The sequence below is a fragment of the Nocardia sp. BMG111209 genome, assembly GCF_000381925.1.
GTDB lineage: Bacteria > Actinomycetota > Actinomycetes > Mycobacteriales > Mycobacteriaceae > Nocardia.
Genome location: NZ_KB907307.1, coordinates 2,427,231 through 2,447,531, shown reverse-complemented (window position 1 = coordinate 2,447,531; position 20,301 = coordinate 2,427,231). Strand labels below are relative to the sequence as shown.

18 protein-coding genes are annotated in these 20,301 nt (G+C 67.4%); 11 read left to right on the top strand and 7 right to left on the bottom strand.

Annotated elements, in window-relative coordinates; genetic code table 11:
- Positions 1-294: 294 nt before the first annotated feature.
- From G361_RS0111240 to G361_RS43200, 5 genes are read left to right on the top strand one after another with little or no spacing between them, the layout of a single operon-like run.
- A complete protein-coding gene (locus tag G361_RS0111240; protein WP_063711806.1) occupies positions 295-1,533 on the top strand; it encodes an SDR family oxidoreductase in 1,239 nt (412 codons plus the stop codon).
- Positions 1,530-1,730, top strand: a complete 201-nt coding sequence (locus tag G361_RS0111235; RefSeq protein ID WP_019927180.1) for a hypothetical protein — start codon at positions 1,530-1,532, stop codon at positions 1,728-1,730. The genes G361_RS0111240 and G361_RS0111235 overlap by 4 nt, the downstream gene beginning before the upstream one ends.
- Entirely contained in the window at positions 1,727-2,476 is a 750-nt protein-coding gene (locus tag G361_RS0111230) for a phosphatidylserine decarboxylase (RefSeq protein ID WP_019927179.1), read from the top strand. The genes G361_RS0111235 and G361_RS0111230 overlap by 4 nt, the downstream gene beginning before the upstream one ends.
- On the top strand, positions 2,473-3,639 hold the full coding sequence (locus G361_RS0111225) for a hypothetical protein (RefSeq protein ID WP_019927178.1): 1,167 nt from the start codon (positions 2,473-2,475) through the stop codon (positions 3,637-3,639). The genes G361_RS0111230 and G361_RS0111225 overlap by 4 nt, the downstream gene beginning before the upstream one ends.
- Complete coding sequence (locus tag G361_RS43200; RefSeq protein ID WP_052172649.1) at positions 3,639-5,918, top strand: MMPL family transporter; 2,280 nt, start codon at positions 3,639-3,641, stop codon at positions 5,916-5,918. The genes G361_RS0111225 and G361_RS43200 overlap by 1 nt, the downstream gene beginning before the upstream one ends.
- A gap of 4 nt (positions 5,919-5,922) precedes the next feature.
- On the opposite strand, the gene G361_RS0111215 is transcribed toward G361_RS43200, so the two are convergent.
- Positions 5,923-6,282 carry a nuclear transport factor 2 family protein gene (locus G361_RS0111215; protein WP_036494937.1) on the bottom strand — a complete coding sequence of 120 codons (360 nt, stop codon included), beginning with the start codon at positions 6,280-6,282 and terminating at the stop codon, positions 5,923-5,925.
- 138 nt (positions 6,283-6,420) lie between these two features.
- Here G361_RS0111215 and G361_RS0111210 point away from each other — a divergent pair, with 138 nt between their 5' ends.
- Positions 6,421-7,245 carry a MerR family transcriptional regulator gene (locus G361_RS0111210; protein WP_019927175.1) on the top strand — a complete coding sequence of 275 codons (825 nt, stop codon included), beginning with the start codon at positions 6,421-6,423 and terminating at the stop codon, positions 7,243-7,245.
- A 109-nt stretch (positions 7,246-7,354) separates the two neighbouring features.
- On the opposite strand, the gene G361_RS43195 is transcribed toward G361_RS0111210, so the two are convergent.
- The 5 genes from G361_RS43195 to G361_RS43190 form a co-directional block, all read right to left on the bottom strand.
- The gene (locus tag G361_RS43195) at positions 7,355-11,164 is read right to left on the bottom strand and encodes a tetratricopeptide repeat protein (protein WP_019927174.1); all 3,810 of its coding nucleotides are present in this window, start codon (positions 11,162-11,164) and stop codon (positions 7,355-7,357) included.
- Positions 11,165-11,192: 28 nt separating this feature from the next.
- Positions 11,193-11,519, bottom strand: coding sequence for a trypco2 family protein (locus G361_RS0111200; protein ID WP_019927173.1), 327 nt, complete (start codon positions 11,517-11,519; stop codon positions 11,193-11,195).
- 239 nt (positions 11,520-11,758) lie between these two features.
- Complete coding sequence (locus G361_RS0111195) at positions 11,759-12,490, bottom strand: SDR family oxidoreductase (protein ID WP_019927172.1); 732 nt, start codon at positions 12,488-12,490, stop codon at positions 11,759-11,761.
- Between the two features lie 94 nt (positions 12,491-12,584).
- Positions 12,585-13,463 (bottom strand): helix-turn-helix domain-containing protein, encoded by an 879-nt coding sequence (locus G361_RS0111190; RefSeq protein WP_036494935.1) that lies wholly within the window; start codon positions 13,461-13,463, stop codon positions 12,585-12,587.
- A gap of 62 nt (positions 13,464-13,525) precedes the next feature.
- Complete coding sequence (locus G361_RS43190; protein ID WP_155981406.1) at positions 13,526-14,350, bottom strand: phosphatase PAP2 family protein; 825 nt, start codon at positions 14,348-14,350, stop codon at positions 13,526-13,528.
- 226 nt (positions 14,351-14,576) lie between these two features.
- Between G361_RS43190 and G361_RS0111180 the strand changes: the two genes are divergently transcribed.
- The 5 genes from G361_RS0111180 to G361_RS0111160 all read left to right on the top strand — a co-directional run bounded on the left by G361_RS0111180 (position 14,577) and on the right by G361_RS0111160 (position 19,607).
- The gene (locus G361_RS0111180) at positions 14,577-15,251 is read left to right on the top strand and encodes a response regulator transcription factor (RefSeq protein WP_019927169.1); all 675 of its coding nucleotides are present in this window, start codon (positions 14,577-14,579) and stop codon (positions 15,249-15,251) included.
- 144 nt (positions 15,252-15,395) lie between these two features.
- Positions 15,396-16,592 carry a hypothetical protein gene (locus G361_RS0111175; RefSeq protein WP_019927168.1) on the top strand — a complete coding sequence of 399 codons (1,197 nt, stop codon included), beginning with the start codon at positions 15,396-15,398 and terminating at the stop codon, positions 16,590-16,592.
- A gap of 387 nt (positions 16,593-16,979) precedes the next feature.
- Positions 16,980-17,804, top strand: a complete 825-nt coding sequence (locus G361_RS0111170; protein WP_036494104.1) for a dienelactone hydrolase family protein — start codon at positions 16,980-16,982, stop codon at positions 17,802-17,804.
- Between the two features lie 224 nt (positions 17,805-18,028).
- Positions 18,029-18,685, top strand: coding sequence for a GyrI-like domain-containing protein (locus G361_RS0111165; protein ID WP_019927166.1), 657 nt, complete (start codon positions 18,029-18,031; stop codon positions 18,683-18,685).
- Between the two features lie 79 nt (positions 18,686-18,764).
- Positions 18,765-19,607: a class III extradiol ring-cleavage dioxygenase gene (locus tag G361_RS0111160; RefSeq protein ID WP_019927165.1), complete on the top strand. Its 843-nt coding sequence runs from the start codon at positions 18,765-18,767 to the stop codon at positions 19,605-19,607.
- 7 nt (positions 19,608-19,614) lie between these two features.
- Here G361_RS0111160 and G361_RS0111155 read toward each other — a convergent pair whose 3' ends face one another.
- Positions 19,615-20,229 (bottom strand): TetR/AcrR family transcriptional regulator, encoded by a 615-nt coding sequence (locus tag G361_RS0111155; protein ID WP_026342924.1) that lies wholly within the window; start codon positions 20,227-20,229, stop codon positions 19,615-19,617.
- Positions 20,230-20,301: the final 72 nt, after the last annotated feature.

The following is a 20,301-nucleotide window of genomic DNA, read 5'->3' as shown; positions in this document are numbered from 1 at the left end:
ATACCGTGATCGCAAAGCTGGAAATATTGTCCCGGGGCGGATCGGTATCGGGTTCTTGTGACGGCGATTGGTCGAGATGCCCGCCTCGCTGTGAGATATACAGGTGGTACCGCCGCCCATCTGTGAACGATTGACATCCAACCGAGTCTTTGTAAAAATCTTTCTCAGTAATCAGTAACCAGGTTACACCAGTTCGGAACCGCAGCAGGCGCGAGTTTCGGTCAACGGTTTCGCGGCCAGGCATGCGCGGCGAAGAAAGATTTCCAACCGAATTCAGATTATCGGACAAGGCGAATGAACGACGTATCGACATTCAGCGAAGAATTGTCACGTCCAAGGTGGCCGTACTCGGATACGGTGATCACACCGGAGAGTCGGGGTTTGCGGTTCGGCGGCAAGTACGCCGACGTCGCGGCCCTGAGTGCAGGCGACCCCACCATACTTCGTCCACATATCGACGAGGAAACTCGTCGTCGCGTGGCGGCGATGCCGGCAGCGCGACACGGGAACGCGCTGGTGTTCGGTGCGAACGGGTTCGTGGGCGCCCATCTGATCGGCCGTTTGAGTCGTGACGCGTCGATCGAGGAGGTGCAGGCCGTCGTACGGTCGAACGCCGAGCAGACCGCGGGTCAGCGGTTGCGGACCACGCTGGACCGCTACGCGATCGACGTCGATATGACCAAGGTGCGGATCGTCGAGGGCACCCCGACTCGGCGCCGATTCGGGTTGAGCGATTCGGATTATATCGACCTGGCGCACAAGGTCGGCTCGGTGTTCAACTGCGCCAGCTCGACCGACTACACCGAGAGCTATCTGGACCTTCGCAACGACTGGGTCATCAGTCTGCTGCGGATGCTGGAATTCTCGGTTACCTCGTCGCGTAAACATGTCACCTATCTCGGAAGTATCGGTGCCCATCTGTACCAGAAGCCCGACGATTTCCGCCGTCCTGATTCGTGGTGGTACTCCGGGTATGCCCAGATGAAATGGGTGAATGCCACGCTGCTCGGGTGGCTGGCGAACTCGGAAACGTATTCGGTCACCTTGTGCGAGGCACCCTATGTGCTCGGTGGTACGGATTATGGCCTCGACCCCGGGCGGGTGTACACCTTCTGGCGGATCGTCGAGTTGGCCATCGCGGTCGGTGCGATCTGGGACGGGCCGGGTATGAATTACGTTCCCGTCGATGTGCTGTGTGAAGTGATGGCCGCGAACGCCTCCGCGGCTCGTCCACAGGCCCGTCTGGTGCCCAGCAATCCCGAGAGCTACGGCCACGACCTCTATGCCGAACTCCTCGGCCTGGAACTGGTCAGCTGGGACGAATTCGTCGAGCGGGTGACCTTGCGTATCTCGCCGAAATTCGCCAGGACGATGCTGTCGGACAACATCGACAAATTGATGCGGCTGGTGCACAAGCCCGAAGCGATTTTTCCGCCCGGCTACGACACGTCGTGGTGCGACAACCGCCGGCTCTTCGAGCTCTATTTCCGGAAGGCCGAGCTGCGCACCTCGATCCCTGTTCCGGCGAGATGACCGAGTACGAGAACGAGCCGTCGTCGGTTCCGTCGCGCGATGCGCTGCGCGCCGGTGAACTGCTCAATTTTGTTCTGTCGCTGGGCTTCTACGTGGTATGCGGTGCGATAGCGCTGTTGCCGAGGAGCATGCGGGCCCGGCCGCTGGAATCGTTCGTCGGCTGGTCGGAGCGAGTGGACGAGAGCCGATACCGATGATCGCACAACAACGCCGCGTGATCGCGTGGGCCGTCGCCGCTTCGGTATTCGGATCGGGATCGCTCTACGTGTTCTGGCGAACCCGGTTCTTTTTCCGGGATCCACCGCGACGGCCGCCGGCCGATCCCACGGCGATCGTCGCGCCGGCCGACGGAGTGGTCACCTATGTCAAGCGGATCGACGGCGGTGAGATACCCGAGGCGGTGAAGAACGGACGGACCATCCCACTGACGGAATTCACCGGTGTCGGGACCGTATCGGACGGCTACCTCATCGGTATCTACATGACCGAATACTCGGTGCATCGTAATCGCGCGCCGATCGCCGGCACCATCTGTTTGCGTCGGCACCGCGCCGCCGCACCGTTCAATCGGTCGATGGCGCGGATCGGTGCGAATGTGATCGCCGGCCGTACCCCTTACGACGAGGGGTGCGATTATCTGCTGACCAACGAACGTCTGACCATCGGTATCCGGCACACCAGCGGTGCGGTCGTGCTGGTGACCCAGATCGCGGACCTGTGGGTCAACCGGATCGTCGCCCGGGTGCGCGAGGGGGACGACGTCACTCGTGCACAGCAATACGGCATGATCCGTTTCGGTTCCCAATGCGATGCCTTCCTGCCGGATGAACTGGTCACCGAGATCGCCGTCCACCCGGGTCAATATGTCTTCGCGGGCAAAACCGCGCTGGCCACCTCCACGGTGTCGGTCGCCGGGGACAGATCGGAAGATGAAGCGTCGTGATCACCGTACACAGTGTCGATTCGGCACGGGACTGGGCCGAATTCCGCGGCGTCGGCGAGCGGATCTATCAGGGCGATCCGTTTCCGACCCCGGACGAGACGATCGATATCGATCATGTATTGATCGATCCGCCGGCCGCGATGGCGGCCGGCCGGTGCGTCCGGGCATTCATCGCCAGGGACGGGAATATCGCCGTCGGTCGTATCGCCGCGATTCACGATCTGAGCTTCACCGAGTACACCGGGGAAAGTATCGGTTTCTTCGGATTCTACGAGGCGGTCGACCAGCAGGAGGTTGCCGATGCATTGCTGAATGCGGCGAGGTCCTGGCTGGCCGAGCGGGGTCTGGCGGCGGTCTACGGGCCGCTGAGCCCGTCGATGTTCTACAGCGCCGGTATCGTTGTCGACGACGAGCCGAAACCGCCTCTGGTGGGCATGCCCCACAACCCGCTGTACTACGGCAGCCAATTCGAGAAATGGGGATTGGTCGGGGTCAAGGACTTCTACAGCTATCGGTTCGACCCCTCTCTCCTGTTCACCCATCCGGCGTTCGCACGCCACCGGCAGCTGCACGAGAAGGTCCGCGCCCGCTCCGGTGTGACGTTTCGATCGATGAAGTACCGGACGCTGCGGCGTGATACGAGGATCGTCGCCGACCTGTACAACAAGACATTCGTCGACTTCTGGGGTTACTCGCCGTTGTCCGCGGCCGAGTTGTTCGACCTGCTGAAACTCATGCTCCCGGTTCTGGATCGCAAACTCGTTCTCCTCGCGGAGTTGGAGGGCAGGCCCGTCGGATTCCTGATGGGTATTCCCGACGTCAATCAGGCCGCGGCGCGTTCGGCGCGGTTCTCGTCGCGATGGCTGCGCGACCTCGGCACCCTGTGGCAGCTGAAGCGGCCCGGTCGGCACAAGGTCGTCGATACGGTCCGGGTCGACATGCTGTTCGTCGATCCCGAATGCCCGGATCGGGCGGTGGCGCCACTGCTGATCATGGAATTGAGCCGGCGAATCAAGGACAAGTTGTACGAGAATGTCGAGGCGGCGCCGGTCCTCGACGACAGCACGTGGATGAAAGGCTCGGTCCTGACCCGCATCCAGAATTCGCCGCACCGGGTGTACAGGATATACGGGTGTGATACCGACCCGCAGCGTGCCCGCTGATGAGCGCTACGCCGCCGGCACCGGGTCGCGCACACGATTCCCGGCGCTTCGGTTATCGCTGGGGGCGGCTGGTCGCTCGCTATCGATGGCTCGTTGTCGCCGCGTGGGCGATGATCGCGATCGGGTCCGCGCTGGCGTACCCGGCGTTGGAGAACAGCCTGGTGGGAGTCGACTTCTCGGTCCCCGCCGCGGAATCGAGTCGGGCCGATCGGCTGGTCGGCGAGCATTTTCGCTCGTTCGGTTCCGAGCAACTGGCTCTGACGTTCACCTCCACGACCGACACCGTCGACCACGCGTCCTATCGCGCCACGGTCGACGCGGTGGTCGCGGCAGTGCGGGCCACCACCGGCGTGGTGGGGGTGATCGATCCGTATCAATCGTCGAATTCGCCGCTGATATCTGCCGACCGGAGTTCCGCAGTGGCATTGGTGGGTATCGGCGGCGGCCCCCGCGAGCGCATCGACATTTCGCATCGGCTGCACGGACTGCTCGACGAACACACCCAGGGTGACGTGTCGGTGGCGCTGACCGGCTATTCACCGATGACGGTGGACCTGACCACAGTGGAATCCGCGGACGCGACGCTGGCCGAGAGCATCGGCATTACCATCGCGCTCGCCGTGCTCATCCTTGCCCTCCGCGGACTGGTCGCCGGCGTCGTGCCCTTGGCGGTGACCGGCCTGGGTCTGCTCGCGGCATTCGGGTCGTTCGCCGCGATGTCGAATTTCCTGAGCTTCGACACCTTGGTCACCACGGTCTCGTCCATGATCGGGCTGGGGCTGGGCATCGACTATTCCCTGTTCGTGGTCAGTCGATTCCGCGAGGAATTGGGCACCGGCGGTGCGGCACCGCCGCGGGAACGTGAGCGGATCGACCACGCGGTCGCGACGGCCACCGCGACAGCCGGTCATACGGTCGCGATATCCGGTCTCGTGGTCATGATCGCGCTCGGCGCCCTGACCATCGTCGATGTCACCGCGGTCCGCAGCATCTCCCTGGTCGTGGCCGTAACCGTGGTGTGCGTGTTGCTGGTCGCCTGGACGCTGTTACCCGCGGTGCTGGCGATCCTCGGCGCCCGCGTGAACGCGCTCGGCCTGCCCGGACGGTCGCGGCCCTCGGATTCCGGCGCCGGTCCGGAGCCGGGCCGGCTCTGGTGGTCTCGATGGGCCGAGCACGTGATCGGGCGAGCGTGGCGATACACGGCGCTGGCGGCGTTGGCGCTCATCGTGTGCATGATTCCCCTCGGATGGATTCGCTACGGCGTCGATATCGGAGCGGATGCGCTCGCCGAGCAGTCCAGCGGACGAGCCGACACGATCCTGACCGAGAAGTTCGCGCCGGGCACCGTCTCGCCGATCACCGTCGTGCTGAGCGGCCACCACGACTCGCCCCTGACCCGAGCGCAACTACAACAGGCCCTGACCTTCGAGAATCAGGTGCGGCGCGATCCTCGTGTCGCCTACCTCCAGATCGAGCAGAACGACGGCCGCATCCTGGTTGTCGTCATCGCCTCGGTTCCCATCGATTCGAACGCGGCCACCGAACTGATCGTCTCGCTCCGGCAGGACGCGGCGCAGCTGACCGCGAACGGCGGACCCGATATCGCGGTGGGTGGGACCACGGCATTGGTCGTCGACGCAACTGCGGAGATCTCGGCGAAAATGCCCTGGGTCATCGTGTCGATTCTCGCCTTCTCCTTCGTCTATCTCGCGCTCGTCCTGCGTAGCGTCATCATTCCCGCCAAAGCCGTGCTGATGAATCTGCTGGTCACAGGTGCGGCGGTGGGGCTGACGGTCGCGGTGTTCCAATGGGGATGGGCCTCGGACCTACTGGGTTTCCACAGCGTCGGCTTCATTCAGGTCTATCTGCCGGTCACGGTCTTCGCGGTCGTCTTCGGGCTGTCGATGGACTACGAAGTGTTCCTCATCGGCAGAATGCGTGAAGAATTCCACCGCACCCGCGACAACGACGCCGCGATCGTCGAGGGAATCGAACATACCGCCCGTCCCATCACCGCCGCCGCATCGATCATGGTCGCCGTATTCGCCAGTTTCCTCACCGCCGATGTCCTCGAACTCGAGCAATTCGGCTTCGCCCTGGCCGTGGCCGTCCTCTTCGACGCGGTCGTGGTCCGGATGATGCTCGTGCCCGCCATGATGAAACTCTTCGGCAAACGCAACTGGTGGCCCGGCACAGCCATCGACAACGCGCGCGCAGCCCGGACCGAGGACGCTCGATCCGACGCCGGCGACGGGAATATCGGATCGATGATCCGGTGACTGCTCAGTAGGCGGGTTCGTTGCGGACGATGATCAGCGAGGTGATCGTGTCGTCGCAGACGGTGAAGTAGCTGGTCATGATCAGGTCGCCGGGCAGGGTGGTCTTGTCGTATTCGCCGTCGTAGCGGGCGCGCACGATCTGGTCGCCGTAGTGGTCCACGACCTCGAGCACCTCCAGGGTGACCTTGTCGCCGACGATCTCCTTGGCCAGCCAGCGGCGGATGGCCGCACGGCCGCGGAATTCGCGGCGCACATCGTTGACGAACGCGTCCTCGGCGAAGGTGGCCGCGATGGCGTCCTCGTCGAAGGTGTTCACGGCGCGGATGTGCTCGGCCAGGATCGGCAGCAGTGCGGTCTCGGACATGAGGTCGGCCTCCTTGATGCGGGGTGGCGGGTCGCCGTGCGGCGGCCCGGTCACCACGGTGGCCGCTGCGGTAACCGGAGGGTCAACACCGGATCCGCGGGTTGACCCTCCGGTAGCGGGAGGGTCGATACTGGCGCTGTGAAGCAGGCATTGACGGTCGGGGACTTCTCCCGCGTGACCCATCTGAGCGTCAAGACGCTGCGGCACTACCACCAGGTCGGCCTGCTGGACCCGGACCGGGTCGATCCCGTCACCGGCTACCGCCTCTACACCCCCGAGCAGATCCCCACCGCGCAGGTCATCCGCCGGCTACGGGACCTGGACATGCCCATCCCCGACGTCAAAGCCGTCCTGGCCACCACGGACGCGACCGCGCGCGGCGAGGTGATCGCCGGCCACCTGGACCGGCTGGAAACCGAACTGGACCGGACCCGTTCCGCGGTCGAGTCCCTGCGCAACCTGCTGCGGCGACCGGCCGCGGCCGCGGCCATCGAACACCGCACGGTGCCACCCGCGGCGGCCGCCGCGATCACCGCCGCGGTGGACCGCGCCGATCTGCTGGCCTGGTGGCACGGCGCGCTCGGCGAACTCCACGCCACCGTCCAGGCCCAGAACCTCGACCCGACCGGTCCCACCGGCGGCCTGTACGCGAGCGAGATCTTCCAGGACGACCACGGCGAAGCCACCGTCTTCGTGCCGGTCCAGGGACTTGTACGTGCCGTGGGCCGCGTCGAATCCTTCCTCGTCCCGGCCGCCGAACTCGCGGTCATCACCCACCACGGTCCACTGGCCGACGTCGACCTCACCTACGGCGAACTCGGCGCGTACACCACCCGCCACGAGATCAGCGTCGCCGGCCCACTACGCGAGTACTACCTGCTCGATGCCCGCCACACCCGCGACACCACCCGATGGACCACCGAGATCGGCTGGCCCATCTTCCGGGCCGAACACGATCGATGACCGCGTCGGGGTTGGGCACCCCGTCGGGTTCGCGACTGTGTCGCTGGTGACCGACGTCGATTCGCAGATGAAGACCTTTCCGGTCCGCCGTTCGTTCCCGGCGCTTTTTCTATTCCTGCAGAATCGCCAGCACTCGTTCCGCGCGCGCCAGATCAGCGCTGTACGCCAGCGGATACCGTGCCGCCAGTTGCCGGTAGGTTTCGACGGCTTCGGCGGCGGCGGCCGAGCCCTCTTGCCGTCGGCCCACATCACCGAGCCGGATCGCAAGGTTGTTCACGCTGGCCGCGAGGTTGGGCAGGTGGGCGGCGGCGTTGGCTGCGGCCAACCGGCGATAGATGTCGACGGCTTCGGTGGCGGCGGTCAGGCCTTCTTCCGGTCGGCCCACATCGCCGAGCCGGTTTCCGAGGTTGTGCACGCCGGCCGCCAGGTTGGGGGAGTAGGCGTCGGGGTTGGCTGCGGCCAACCGGCGATAGATGTCGACGGCTTCGGTGGCGGCGGTCAGGCCTTCTTCTCGTCGGCCCACATCGCCGAGCCGGTTTCCGAGGTTGTGCACGCCGGCCGCCAGGTTGGGGGAGTAGGCGTCGGGGTTGGCTGCGGTCAACCGGCGATAGATGTCGACGGCTTCGGTGGCGGCGGTCAGGCCTTCTTCTGGTCGGCCCACATCGCCGAGCCGGATCGCGAGGTCGTTCACGCCGGCCGCGAGGTTGGGCAGGTAGGCGTCGGGGTTGATTGCGGCCAACCGGCGATAGATGTCGACGGCTTCGGTAGCGGCGGCCAAACCCTCGTCCCGCCGCCCCACATCACCGAGCCGGATCGCGAGGTTGTGCACGCCGGCCGCGAGGTCGAGGAGGTAGGCGTCCGGGTTGACCGCGGCCAACCGGCGCCGGATTTCGACCGCTTCGGTGGCGGCGGTCAGCCCTTCTTCTCGGCGGCCCATATCACCGAGCCGGATCGCGAGGTTGTGCACGCTGGTCGCGAGGTCGGGGAGGTAGGCGTCGGGGTTGGCGGTGGCCAACCGGCGGTAGGTTTCGCCGGCTTCGACGGCGGCTGCCAGGGCACCTTCCCGGTCACCCAGGTCACCGAGCCGGTTCGCGAGGTTGTGCACGCTCATCGCGAGGTCGGGGAGGTAGGCGGCGGGGTTGGCCGCGGCCAACCGGCGATAGATGTCGACGGCTTCGGTGGCGGCGGTCAGGCCTTCTTCTCGGCGGCCCATATCGCCGAGCCGGACCGCGAGGTTGTTCACGCTGGTCGTGAGGTCGGGGAGGTACGCGTCGGGGTCGGCGGCGGCCAGTCTGCGCCGAATGTCGACGGCTTCGGTGGCGGCGGTCAGGGCCTCTTCCCGGCGACCCAGGTAACTGAGCCGGTTCGCGAGGTTGTGCACGCTCATCGCGAGGTCCGGGAGGTAGGTGTCGGGGTCGGTGGCCGCCAACCGGCGCCGGATTTCGACGGCTTCGGCGGCGGTGGCCAGGGCCTCTTCGCGCCGGCCCAGGCCACCCAGATAGACCGCGAGGTTGTTCACGCCGGCCGCGAGGTCGGGCAGGTAGGCGTCGGGGTCGGCCGCGGCGAGTCGGCGCCAGATTTCGACGGCTTCGACGGCGATCAGGGCCTCTTCCCGGCGACCCAGGTAATTGAGCCGGACCGCGAGGTTGTGGACGCTCATCGCGAGGTCGGGGAGGTAGGTGTCGGGGTCGGTGGCCGCCAACCGGCGTCGGATTTCGACGGCTTCGACGGCAGCGGCCAAGGCGTCCTCCCGCCGACCCAGGTCACCCAACCGGACCGCGAGGTTGTTCATTCCGGTGGCGAGGCGGCTCTGGTCCTCGGGGGTGGGGTTGCTGATGCGGCGATGGTGCGCTGTCAGCGCACGGGTCACCGACACTGCGGCGGGAAGCAGTATCCGAGTTTTGCGGGGGAGGCTGTTGTGGATCCGGTTGAGGGTGTCGATGCCGAGGTGCGGGTCGGTGGTGAGCTGGTCGACGGCGGCCAGGAGCGGGTCGGGGGCCTCGACGCGGGTGGCGATGCGGATCGCGGCGGGCATGAGGGTGTCGGGGTGGCGGGTGCACCAGGCGGTGATCCGTTCGCTCACACCGGGTGTGAGGGCAGGGTGCGTGGCGGCGCGGACGCAGACGGTGAGCAGGTGGTCGGTCTCGGTCTCGGTGAGAGTGCCGCCGGTGGCGAGGATTTCGATGAGGCAGGGGCGGGCCGGGTCGAGGACGAGTCGTCCGACCAGCCGCTCGGCCACCCGGTCCGGCGCCAGCCCCGCGAACACTCCCGGCGCCTGCCCGGGATACAGGCTCATCAACCAGCCCCGGACTCGCCCGCGCAGCACGGTGGATTGGTCGGCAAGGTCGGGGATCCGGGCCAGCACAGTATCCAGGTCCTGGTAGGTCTGGGGGTTGAGGACGGCGGTGGCGGCGATCAGATCTTTCACCACGGCCGGGCCGAGGACGGCCACACCGTGGAAGATGGCGGTCGTATCCCAGTAGCGGCGCTCGTGCGCGAGGAGCTGGTCCTCCAACTCCCCGCGCCGCGCCGCCTGGGCGGGCTGCCCTGCGGTGGTCGCGTCGAGGAGTGTGACCAGCGCGGCCATCTGCACACCCAGTACAGTCGCCGCCGGCCCGAACTCCGGTATCGGGCCCGCGGTGACCGTCTCGGCGGCGACTGTCCAGCCATCGTGACCTGGGCCGGTGGTGTCCAGACGAGGCAGTGCGGCGGCGAAGGCGCGGACTGCGGCCCGGTAGGTGTCCTGCTGGGCTGTGGCGGTGGTGTCCAGTGGTTCCAGGGCGGTGGTGTGTGCCTGGTGGAGGAGTTCGGCGGCGGGGTCGCTACCGGCGGCTTGTTCCTGCCATTCCCCGGTGACCCGCGCCAGCAGCACCACCTTCACCGGCACCCCGCTCGTGGTGCCGGCGAGGGTGTCGAGCAGGTCGGCCAGTTGGTCGGTGCGGGTTTCGGCGTAGTCGACGACCACCAGCAGCGGTGCTTCGGCGACTCGGGCGAGCGGGCGCAGCCGGTCATGGCCGGCGCGGGGGTCCAGCCACAGCACCGCCCACCCTTGTTCGGCGAGTTCCTCACCGAAGTAGTGGGCCAGCCGGGTCTTGCCCTGCCCGCCGGGCCCGTGCAACAGCCAGACCCTCGGCCCGGGTTCGGCCGCCCATGAACGCAACTCGGCGAGTAGTTGTTCGCGGCCGTGGAAGGGGACCACCGCGCGGCGCGCGGTGAGCAGACCCGCCGGAGTCCGTGCGGGGGTGGCGCGCAGCGGGGACTGCAGGTCCATCAACTCCTGCAACTCCACCGGCTCCCACCGCACCCCGACCCCGTGCCCGGCGGCGATGTCCAGGAATCCCGGCTCGCGCAGCAGCAGGGACACCGGTACCGCGGCAAGCGCGGCGTGCCCGCGATGGGCCGGGCCGGTGGCGACTACGGCGGTCAGCAGGTCCCCGCAGAACACCGCCGCCCCGGAGATCCCCCGCCACGGCGACCCGGTCCCGTCGTCCGGGGGGTGACCGTCGAGTTTCACGATGTACCGGTCACCGATGTAGCCGTCGCCGGGGTTGATCGTGCCGGTGGGCTGCTCCACCTCCGCCGCCGCCCCGGCCCGCTGCACGAACTCCGGCAAACCCCATGTCACACAACGGATCCCGGGCTCATGCGTGACGGTACGACCCCACACGACCGGTCCGGGTTGCGAGTCAGGCCAGTCCGGGGCGGTCACCACCACCAGGGCCGCGTCGGTCCGGGCACCGGCGGTACCGCACCACGCCACAGTCGCGGTGAATCGTCCGGCCCGGCCGGGCCGGAACACCGTCACCTGGTCCGTGCCGGGACCGGTGACGTGAGCGGAGGTCAGCACCAGCCGCGGCGCGATCAGATACCCCGACCCCGCTGCCGCACCGGATACCGCGACCACCCGATCCCACCGCATAAACCCTGTCCTCCCCTGAGGGTGGTGGTCAGCGGCCGGTGTGCCCGAACACGTCGCCGGGTCCGCGGTCGTGGTCGTCGCTGCCGACGAGCACGTCACCGCCGCCACGGTTCTTCGGGGTCAGCGTGATCGTGACCTTCTGCTTCCGGGCCCGCGAGCCGCCGGCTTCGACGTCGCCGGTGACCACCCACGCCTTGAACCCCGCCTTCGCCTTCGCATCCGCACGCAGCTCGACCTCGAACGACAACTCGACCGGGCCCACCACGAACCGCAGGTTCTCGTCCGCGCCGCGTGCAACCGCCGCCAGCAGTTCGTCCCGGATCGCGGCGACCGCGTCCCCCAACTCGATATCCATACCGCACCCATCGACGCTCCGAACCGCCACGCTACACAACACCCGCCACGGCCGAAAATGTTGCCGGAACACATGTTTCGCCATATGACACCGACCGTCAGGTATGTCGGTGTGCGGCGCGTTCCAGTCGTGCGGCGAGGTCGGCGGCGTCCGGGTCCATCGGTCGTGTCGTGCGTCGATGTCGCCGAGGCGGCGGTCGGTACGGACTCCTGTGCCGGACGGTGGATGCTCCCGCGGGGTCAGCCGAGTTGGGTGGCGGGGCGGAGGAGGATCTCGTTGATCACCAGGTGCCGGGGGCGGGAGAGCGCGAAGGCGATGACTTCGGCGATTTCTTCGGGTTTGACGGTGGCGGCGTCGTAGCCCTGTTGTACGGCCTGGCGGGTGGCTTCGTGGGTGATGTGGGTGGGCAGTTCGGTGTCGACGATGCCCGGTTCGATCAGGGTGACGCGGATGTCGGGCAGCAGTTCCTGGCGCAGCGATTCGGACCAGCCGTTGAGGCCCCATTTGGTGGCGGCGTAGACGCCGTTGCCGGCCCGCGCGGTGCGGCCGGCGACGGACGAGATGTTGACGAGGTCGCCGCCGCCGGACTCGAGCTGGCTCAGGAATACCTCGGTGGCGGTGATGGCGCCGAGCAGGTTGACCTCGATCATGCGGTGGTAGTCGTCGCGCTGTTCGGAGGAGAAGGGGCCGAGCAGCATGGTGCCGGCGTTGTTCACCAGTACGTCGGCGCCGCCGAACTCGTCCTGTACTCGGCCTGCCGCGGTGACCAGTTCGCCGCGGTCGGTGACGTCGGCTCCGATCGCGAGTGCGCCGTCGCCGAGTTCGGCGGCGAGAGCGTCGATGCGGTCGAGTCGGCGGGCCAGCAGTGCGACCCGGTATCCGTCGGCGTGGAGGGCTCGGGCGGTCGCGGCGCCGATTCCGCAGGATGCGCCGGTGATGACCGCTACGCGGCCGGGGGTGGGCTCGGGCATGACGGATTCTCCTTCTTCGTGGGGTGTGCCGGTCTGATGGTTCGCCGCGGGTGATTCCGGACCCGGTCGAGGTGCGAGGTGTTGCCCGGACCGGTCAGTCGGGGGCGGCGTTCTCGCTGTGGCGGGTGGCGGCGAGGCTGCCGAGCAGGTGGATGCGTTCCTCGGTGGGGGATCCGGGTTCGGTGGTGGCGGCGAACAGGGTCCAGCCGGGGGTGTCGGCCAGTTCCATTGCCTGGTAGGCGAATTCGAGGTCACCGACGTCGGGGTGGTGGATGCGTTTGATCCCGGTGCGATGGAAGCGGACGTTGTGCGCGGACCAGCGGTAGCGGAAATCGTCACTGCGAGTGACGAGTTCGCCGATCAGGTCGGTGAGTGCCTTGTCGAGTGGGTTGCGGCCGGCGGTGGCACGCAGGGTGGCGACGATGTCGTCGGCGCCGCGAGCCCACTCGGGGTAGTAGGTGCGCGCGGCGGGATTGAGGAACATGAAGCGCGCGTTGTTGTTTCGGTTGGACGGATCCTCGAGCAGTGGCGAGAGCAGCGCGCGGCCCAGCGGGTTGGCGGCGATGAAGTCCATGCGCTGATTGCGGACCCAGACGGGAGTGCCGGTGATCGCGTCGAGGAAGCGTTGCAGCGCCGGGGGCACCTTGTCGGTGGAGCCGGGACCGCTGCGGCGGGTGGGCTGCGGCCGCAGGCGGCCGGCGCGGGTGAGATCGTGCAGGTGCCGGGTTTCGGCGACGTCGAGCTGTAGTGCCCGGGACACGGCGTCGAGGACGTCGTCGGAGACTCCGGTCAGGTTGCCGCGTTCCATACGGGCGTAATAGTCCACGCTGATTCCGGCCAGCAGCGCGACCTCTTCGCGACGCAGGCCGGGTACGCGCCGGTGCCCGGCGCCGGTCTCCAGACCCGCGGCGCGGGGGGTGACTCGCGCCCGGCGGGTCCGCAGGAACTGTCCCACCTCGCTCCGGCTGTCCATGATCACCACCCTAGGACGCGGTCCGGCCGGAAGGGAGGACCTGGCAGTACACCGCACACGGTTCATGCCGACGGTGGCGAGGCGACCGGCAGCACGGTGATCGGGCTGTCACCGGGGAGGGCCGGCTGTATCGATCGTTGCCGGATCGTCGATCCGGTCAGCACGATCAGCGATCCCAGCAGGACGCCGCCGACCACGTCGGTCAGCCAGTGCTCGCCGAGGTACAGCTGGGCCGCTCCGACCAGGCCGACGGCCGACGCGCCGACGGCGGTGATCGCCGTGCGCAACCGGCCTCGTGACCCGCCTGCGCCGAAGGCGACCAGTACCGCTCCGACCAGAGCTGTGGTGGTGGTGACGTGCTCGGAGGGGAAGGAGTAGCTCGATTCGGGAATCACGGGCGGCGCGGCCCGGCCCACGACGAGTGCGCCGAGCGGACCGGCGACCGCTGCGGCGGCCACACATCCGAGCAGCATCGCCGCCGCACCCGGCGAGTGGCGGCGCCACAGGATCAGCCCTGCCGACAGCCCGAGCAACGCGGTCACCGGCAGGCCGCTCACCTCGGTGACGATCCGTGCGGTCCGCGTCCAGCCCGAGGACCGGTGGTCGGCCGGCCAGTGCAGCATCGGTGCGTCCGCCGCGGTCAACCATCCCGACAGGGACACCTGCACACTCAGTACGGCGAATGCCATCGCCGCCGCGACCATTCGTGCCAGCCGCCACCCGAACTGCTCCGATGTCCCGGCGTGCGGCCGCCATCGTTGCGCGACAACCGATCCCGCGATCACCGATCCGCAGATCGCGGCCGACCCGATCGCGATCTCGGCAGTGAACGACTCTGTTCGGACCTCGGTGATCAGGTCGTGGAGCAGATCGATGGTTGCGGACATGCCGGCAGTGTCGTCGTCGCGCACTGTGAGGACCCTGAGCGCGGCCGTTGACCGGCGGTGCCGAACCGGTGACCACGTCCGGTTCTCAGCGTGCTCTCAGCCGCGTCTTGTCAGGCTGGCCGCGACCGCGACACGATCTCTCCGGACAGGACGTCATGGCTCTCACGTATCACTTCGGCTGGCACGGCTGAATCGTCATGCCGCTGTGCGTAACAGGAGTCGGACCGTGCGGGTGCTGATCGTCGACGACGACGGGCGGTGCACGGAGGTGCTGCGCAACCGTCTCGCGGCCGAGCAGGTGGTCGTGGATGTCGTACACGATGCGGTCGAAGGGTTCCGGCTGGCCGCCGCCGGGCGATACGACGTGCTGATCATCGATGTCGTGCTGCCGGGCACGCGGGAGCACGAATTGGCGAATGATCTGCGGCGGCACGGAATTCACACCCCGGTGATGATCGTGTCCGGCGTCGGCGACGAGCGGGTGCAGGCCGAGGCTCTCGATCTCGGCGCCGATGATTATCTGACGAAACCGTTCTCGTTCCTCGTGCTGGTGGCCCGGTTGCGTGCCCTGGCGCGTCGTCATCAGGTGAATCCGATGCCGGACATCGTGGTGGCGGCGGGGTTGACGTTGAATGTGCCTCAGCGCCAGGTGTTCCGGGGCCGGACCGCGATCGCGCTGACGCGACGCGAGTCCGGTCTGCTGGAATTGCTGATGCGTCATGTCGACGAGATCGTCACCAAGGATCAGATCCGGGTCGCGGTCTGGAACGCACTGTCCACCAACGAGAATGTGGTCGAGGTCTATATCAGTTACCTGCGGCGCAAGATCGATGTCCCGTTCCATCGGCGGACCATCGAAACGGTTCGTGGCGTCGGCTATCGGTTGCGCTCACGGCCGTGAGCGGGTCGGCACATTCCCGGCGCCCGGTGTGTGCCGTCGAGCCCGGGGTGGCCGGGATCGTCCTCAGCGTCGTCACAGCGGCCGGTCGCTACCGTCCGGGCTGTGATGGACGAGACGAATTCCGGAGGCGGCGGGACACGCCGCATGTTGAGCAAGGTGCCCGAGGTCACGCTGTGGTTCTGGGTCATCAAGATCCTGTGCACCACGGTGGGGGAGAGTTTCGCCGATTGGATCAACACCTCCCTCGGGGTCGGGCTGTCCCTGACCGCGGTGTTGTTCACGGTCGTGCTCGCCGTGGTGCTGGGCTGGCAGCTGTGGCTGGATCGCTATGTGCCGCTGGCATATTGGCTGACCGTCGTGGTGGTGAGCGTGACCGGCACGCTGTACACCGATATCCTCACCGACAACCTCTCGGTGTCGCTGGCCCTGAGCACCGGTGTCTTCGCCGCCGTGCTCGCGGTGGTCTTCGGGGTCTGGTACGTCCGGGAACGGACATTGTCGATCCACAGCATCGTGACCACGCCGCGCGAGTTGTTCTACTGGCTGGCGGTCCTGGTGACCTTCGCGCTCGGCACCGCCGCCGGTGACTGGACCCTGGACCTGACCGGGTGGGGCCCGGGAGTGTCGGTGCTGCTGCCGGCCGGTCTGATCGCCGCGATCGTGCTCGGCCGGCGCTTCGGCGCGAATGCCGTGCTGTCGTTCTGGCTGGCGTACGTGCTGACTCGCCCGCTCGGCGCGAACCTCGGCGACTGGCTGGCCTCGCCCCGCAGTGCCCACGGCCTCGGATTCGGGACCGCGGTGACCAGTGTGGTGTTCCTCGCGGCGATCCTGGCTGTCGTCGTCTATCTCACTCGCACTCGCCGGGATGTGATCGGCGACGGGGAACAGGCGCCGGCCGCACGGGAATCCGTGCCCGCGCGGGAACGGGCCGGACTCGCCTACTACGCGGTGGTCGCGATTGCGGCCGGGGCGCTGCTGATCTGGGCCTCCGGGCAGCCGCACTCCGCCGGCGGAAGCGACGAGGAGTCCGGTCCCACCGTGGCCTCGGCCGGAGCGGTGACCGGCCATTTCCCGGCCGCTGAGACGGCCCGTTTCCGTACCGTCACCGCGGATACGCTCGCCGATGTCCGCGCCGGTCAGCAGAGCGCCGCCAAGAGCCGCATCAAGGATCTCGAGACGGCGTGGGACCAGGACCAGGACACCCTGCAACCGATGGACAAGGCCGCGTGGAAGGTGCTCGACGGTCGCATCGACGACGCCTTGAAGGCCGTCCGGGCCCACACACCGGACCCGGCCGCCGAGACCCAGGCGTTGACCGCGCTGCTCACCGCTCTCGGTTGAGGATCGACGGACCGCGGTGATGGCGCGGTGGCCGGCGCGTGCTGTGAGCGCAACGGCCGAGTCCCGGCCATCATCGCACCGGCCACCGCGACTCCGATTTTTCCCCAATCCGGAAATAATTTCTACAACGAATGTAGAAGTTCGTCGCGGCCGGCCCTCGGGAGGTTTCCGGCGAGGTGGCATCTGTCCCGCCCGGTGGGCTACGGTGTGAGGCGATGACTACCGGGACGGCGTTGCGCCACACACGGATTGGTTACCCGGTGCTGTTCTGAGCGCCGCGCGGGCAGCTGCCGGCCCGCTTCTCGATCGAAAATCCTGCGGTGGTGCGCGAGCTCCGCCTTCGTCGTGTTGATCACCGGACATCAACCACGACAGGAGGATTCGACAATGACAACAGTGCACGGTATATCGGTCGACGTGCGGACACCCGACGGTGCCGCCGACGCGTATCTCGCCTACCCCGACGACGGCGCCGTCCATCCGGGGGTGCTGGTGATCCAGGACGGCTTCGGACTGCGGCCGAGTCTGCGGTCGCTGGCCGATCGTATTGCCGCACACGGCTATACGGTCCTGCTTCCGAACGCCTACTACCGGCACGGGCAGGCGCCGGTGATCGAGCTGCCGGACTTCATCGACCCCGCACAGCGGCCGGAGATCCTCCGGCAGGTCTTCCCGATGATCCGCGAGCTGACCCCGGAGCTCCTGCGTTCCGATGTCGGCGCCTACCTCGAGTGGCTCGCGGCGTCGCCGCGGGTCGCCGCGGGGAAGGTCGGCCTGACCGGCTATTGCATGGGTGCGCGGCTGGTGGTGTGGGCCGCCGCCATGTTCCCCGATCGGGTCGCGGCGGTGGCCGGATTCCACGGCGGCCCGCTCGTCACCGACGCTCCGGACAGTCCGCACCTGATCGTCGGAAATATCACCGCGGAGCTGTATTTCGCCCACGCCGGCGAGGACCACCACATGACTGTGGAACACATCTCCCGATTCGACGAGGCGCTCGCCGCGGCCGGCGTCCGGCACCGCACCGAGGTGTACGAGGGAGTCCAGCACGGCTACACCCAGTCCGACACCGCCGCCTACGACCCCGGAGCCGCCGAACGGCACTACCGCGAACTATTCGCCCTGTTCGACCGCACTCTGCGCGGCCGGCAAGGCGCGTCGGTGCACCGGGCTGCTGAACACCAGATTCGTCGTGACATGCCCGAAAGGTGACCGGTCTGCTCGCCGGCGACCCCGCAGATCCTCGAAGCGCATCATCTCACGCGCACGGCTTCGCGCGCGCCACGTTGTGGGGCGCGATCTGCGTCGTGGCGTCCGCCGTGGCCAGCTGGATCCCTTTCGGCCCCAACGCTTCTCGGTACCGCCGCCGGACGCTTCGGGAGCGGGCCGGCCGCACCGTCGGCGAGGAGCGTATTCGATAAGGTGGCTGCGGGAGGATGGCGATGACGAAGACGGATTTCAAGAAGACCCTCGACTCCTACCGGGCGAAGGGCGGCGAGTTCCGCATTCTCGAGGTGCCGCCGATGCGGTACCTCATGATCGACGGGCACGGCGATCCGAACTCCGCTCCGGAGTTCACCGCCGCGGTCGAGGCGCTGTATCCGGTGGCGTACAAACTGAAGTTCGCCAGTAAACAGGACCTCGACCGGGACTATGTCGTCATGCCGCTGGAGGGGTTGTGGTGGTCGGCGGATATGGCGACGTTCACCACCGCCAGGGACAAGTCGCACTGGGACTGGACGATGATGTCGATGGTGCCCGAGTGGATCACTCGCGAGATGTTCCGGGCGGCTGTTGCGAAGGTCGCCGCGAAGAATCCGCCGAGCGGACTCGATCGGGTGCGGCTGGAGACGCTCGCGGAGTCGCACTGTGTGCAGACCCTGCACATCGGGTCGTTCGACGACGAGGCCGAAACGCTGCGCCGGATGCACGACGAGTTCATCCCGGGAGCGGGCCTCCGGATGGTGGGGAAACACCACGAGATCTATCTCAGTGACCTGCGCAGGACCGAGCCCGGCGCATTGCGGACCATTCTGCGGCAACCCGTCGTGGCGACCGCACGGCCGGTACCCGCACTCGGTCTGCCGGGCTGAGACCGGAGACGCCGCCATGCTGCGGCATCCGAAAGTACCTGGTGGGGAGACCGATTCGCGGCGGGGTGATAATCGGATCATGAGTTCGCCCGGCATCGTGTTGCCCACCTATTTCGTCTCCCACGGCGGCGGCCCCTGGCCGTGGCTCGAGGATCAGCTGCCGGGTGACTGGAGCAATCTGCGGGAATCGCTGCGCGCGATCCCCGCCGAGCTCGGCCTGAAACCCCGTGCGGTACTGGTGGTTTCCGCGCACTGGGAGGAGTCCGCGTTCACCGTGCAGACCCACCCGAATCCGCCGATGTACTACGACTACGGCGGGTTCCCCGAATTCACCTATCACCTGCGGTATCCCGCGCCGGGTGCACCCGATGTCGCCGCGCGGGTCGGGGAACTGTTGCGCGAGGCCGACATCGAGGTTCGCTTCGATGCGGACCGGGGCTTCGATCACGGGACGTTCGCGCCGCTGTTCGTGATGTATCCGGAGGCCGATGTCCCGATCCTGCAGCTGTCGCTGCGATCCGGCTACGATCCGGCCGCGCATCTGGCCGCCGGCAGGGCGCTCGCGCCGCTGCGTGGTGAGGGGGTATTGATCGTCGGCAGTGGGTTCAGCTATCACAATCTCCGCAAATTCGGGCCCGAGGCGGCCGTGGCCTCCGGCGAGTTCGAGCACTGGCTGACCGAATCCGTCGTGCATTCCGCACCCGGGCAGCGCACGCAGCGGCTGCTGGACTGGGCACAGGCGCCGAGTGCGCGGGAGAGTCACCCGGCCGAGGACCATCTGATCCCGCTCATGGTGGCGGTCGGGGCTGCCGAGCAGGACACGGCCGCTCGCATCTATCACGAGAATTTCATGGACCAGGTGACCTCGGCCAGTTACCGGCTCGGTGCGCTCCCGGCGGGCGCCGGTCGGGTTACCGCCTGATCCGGAGTCATTGTGGCCGTGGCAGTTTGATGGCCGACATGTACATCTCGAGGACGGGCCGGTAGAGGTCGATGTCGTCGAGCCGGCTGCCCAGTTCGACGGAGTCGGTGGTGGCGATGAGCACGTGTGCGAAGGTCAGCGCGGGAATGAGCAGGGTGGCGCCGATCCGGTCGGTGCCTTCGACGATGTACTGTGCCAGCGCCTGGACGACCTCCGTCCGCTTGTCCGCCACGCGGTCGCGGGCCTCGGGATTGCGCAGTAGGTACAGCGTGAATTCGTGTCCCAGCGCGGCGTGTTCGCCACCGCCGCGCTCCTCGCTGAGCCGGCGCCACAGCCGGGCCACCTCGTCGAGTTCGTATGCCCCGACCTCGGTGGCCGCGGACAGCACCTCGGTGAACGTGTCGAAGTAGCGCCGCCAGTACCGATCACTGACCTCGAGGAAGAGAACTTCCTTCGCGCCGAAGTGCTTGTAGATCGCGCCCTTCGTGTAGCCGGCCGTGTAGGCGATGTCGTCGAGAGTCGCCGACATGAAGCCCTTTTCGGCGAAGACCTGCTCCGCGGCGTCCAGCAGCAGCGCGCGGGTGTGCTCCACACGTCGCTCCCGGGTCCAGCGTTCGATCATGATCGCCATTATGCCAGCAGAATCTCCGAGACCTATTGCCCCCTTAGATACTACTGAGTATCTTGGTGAAAC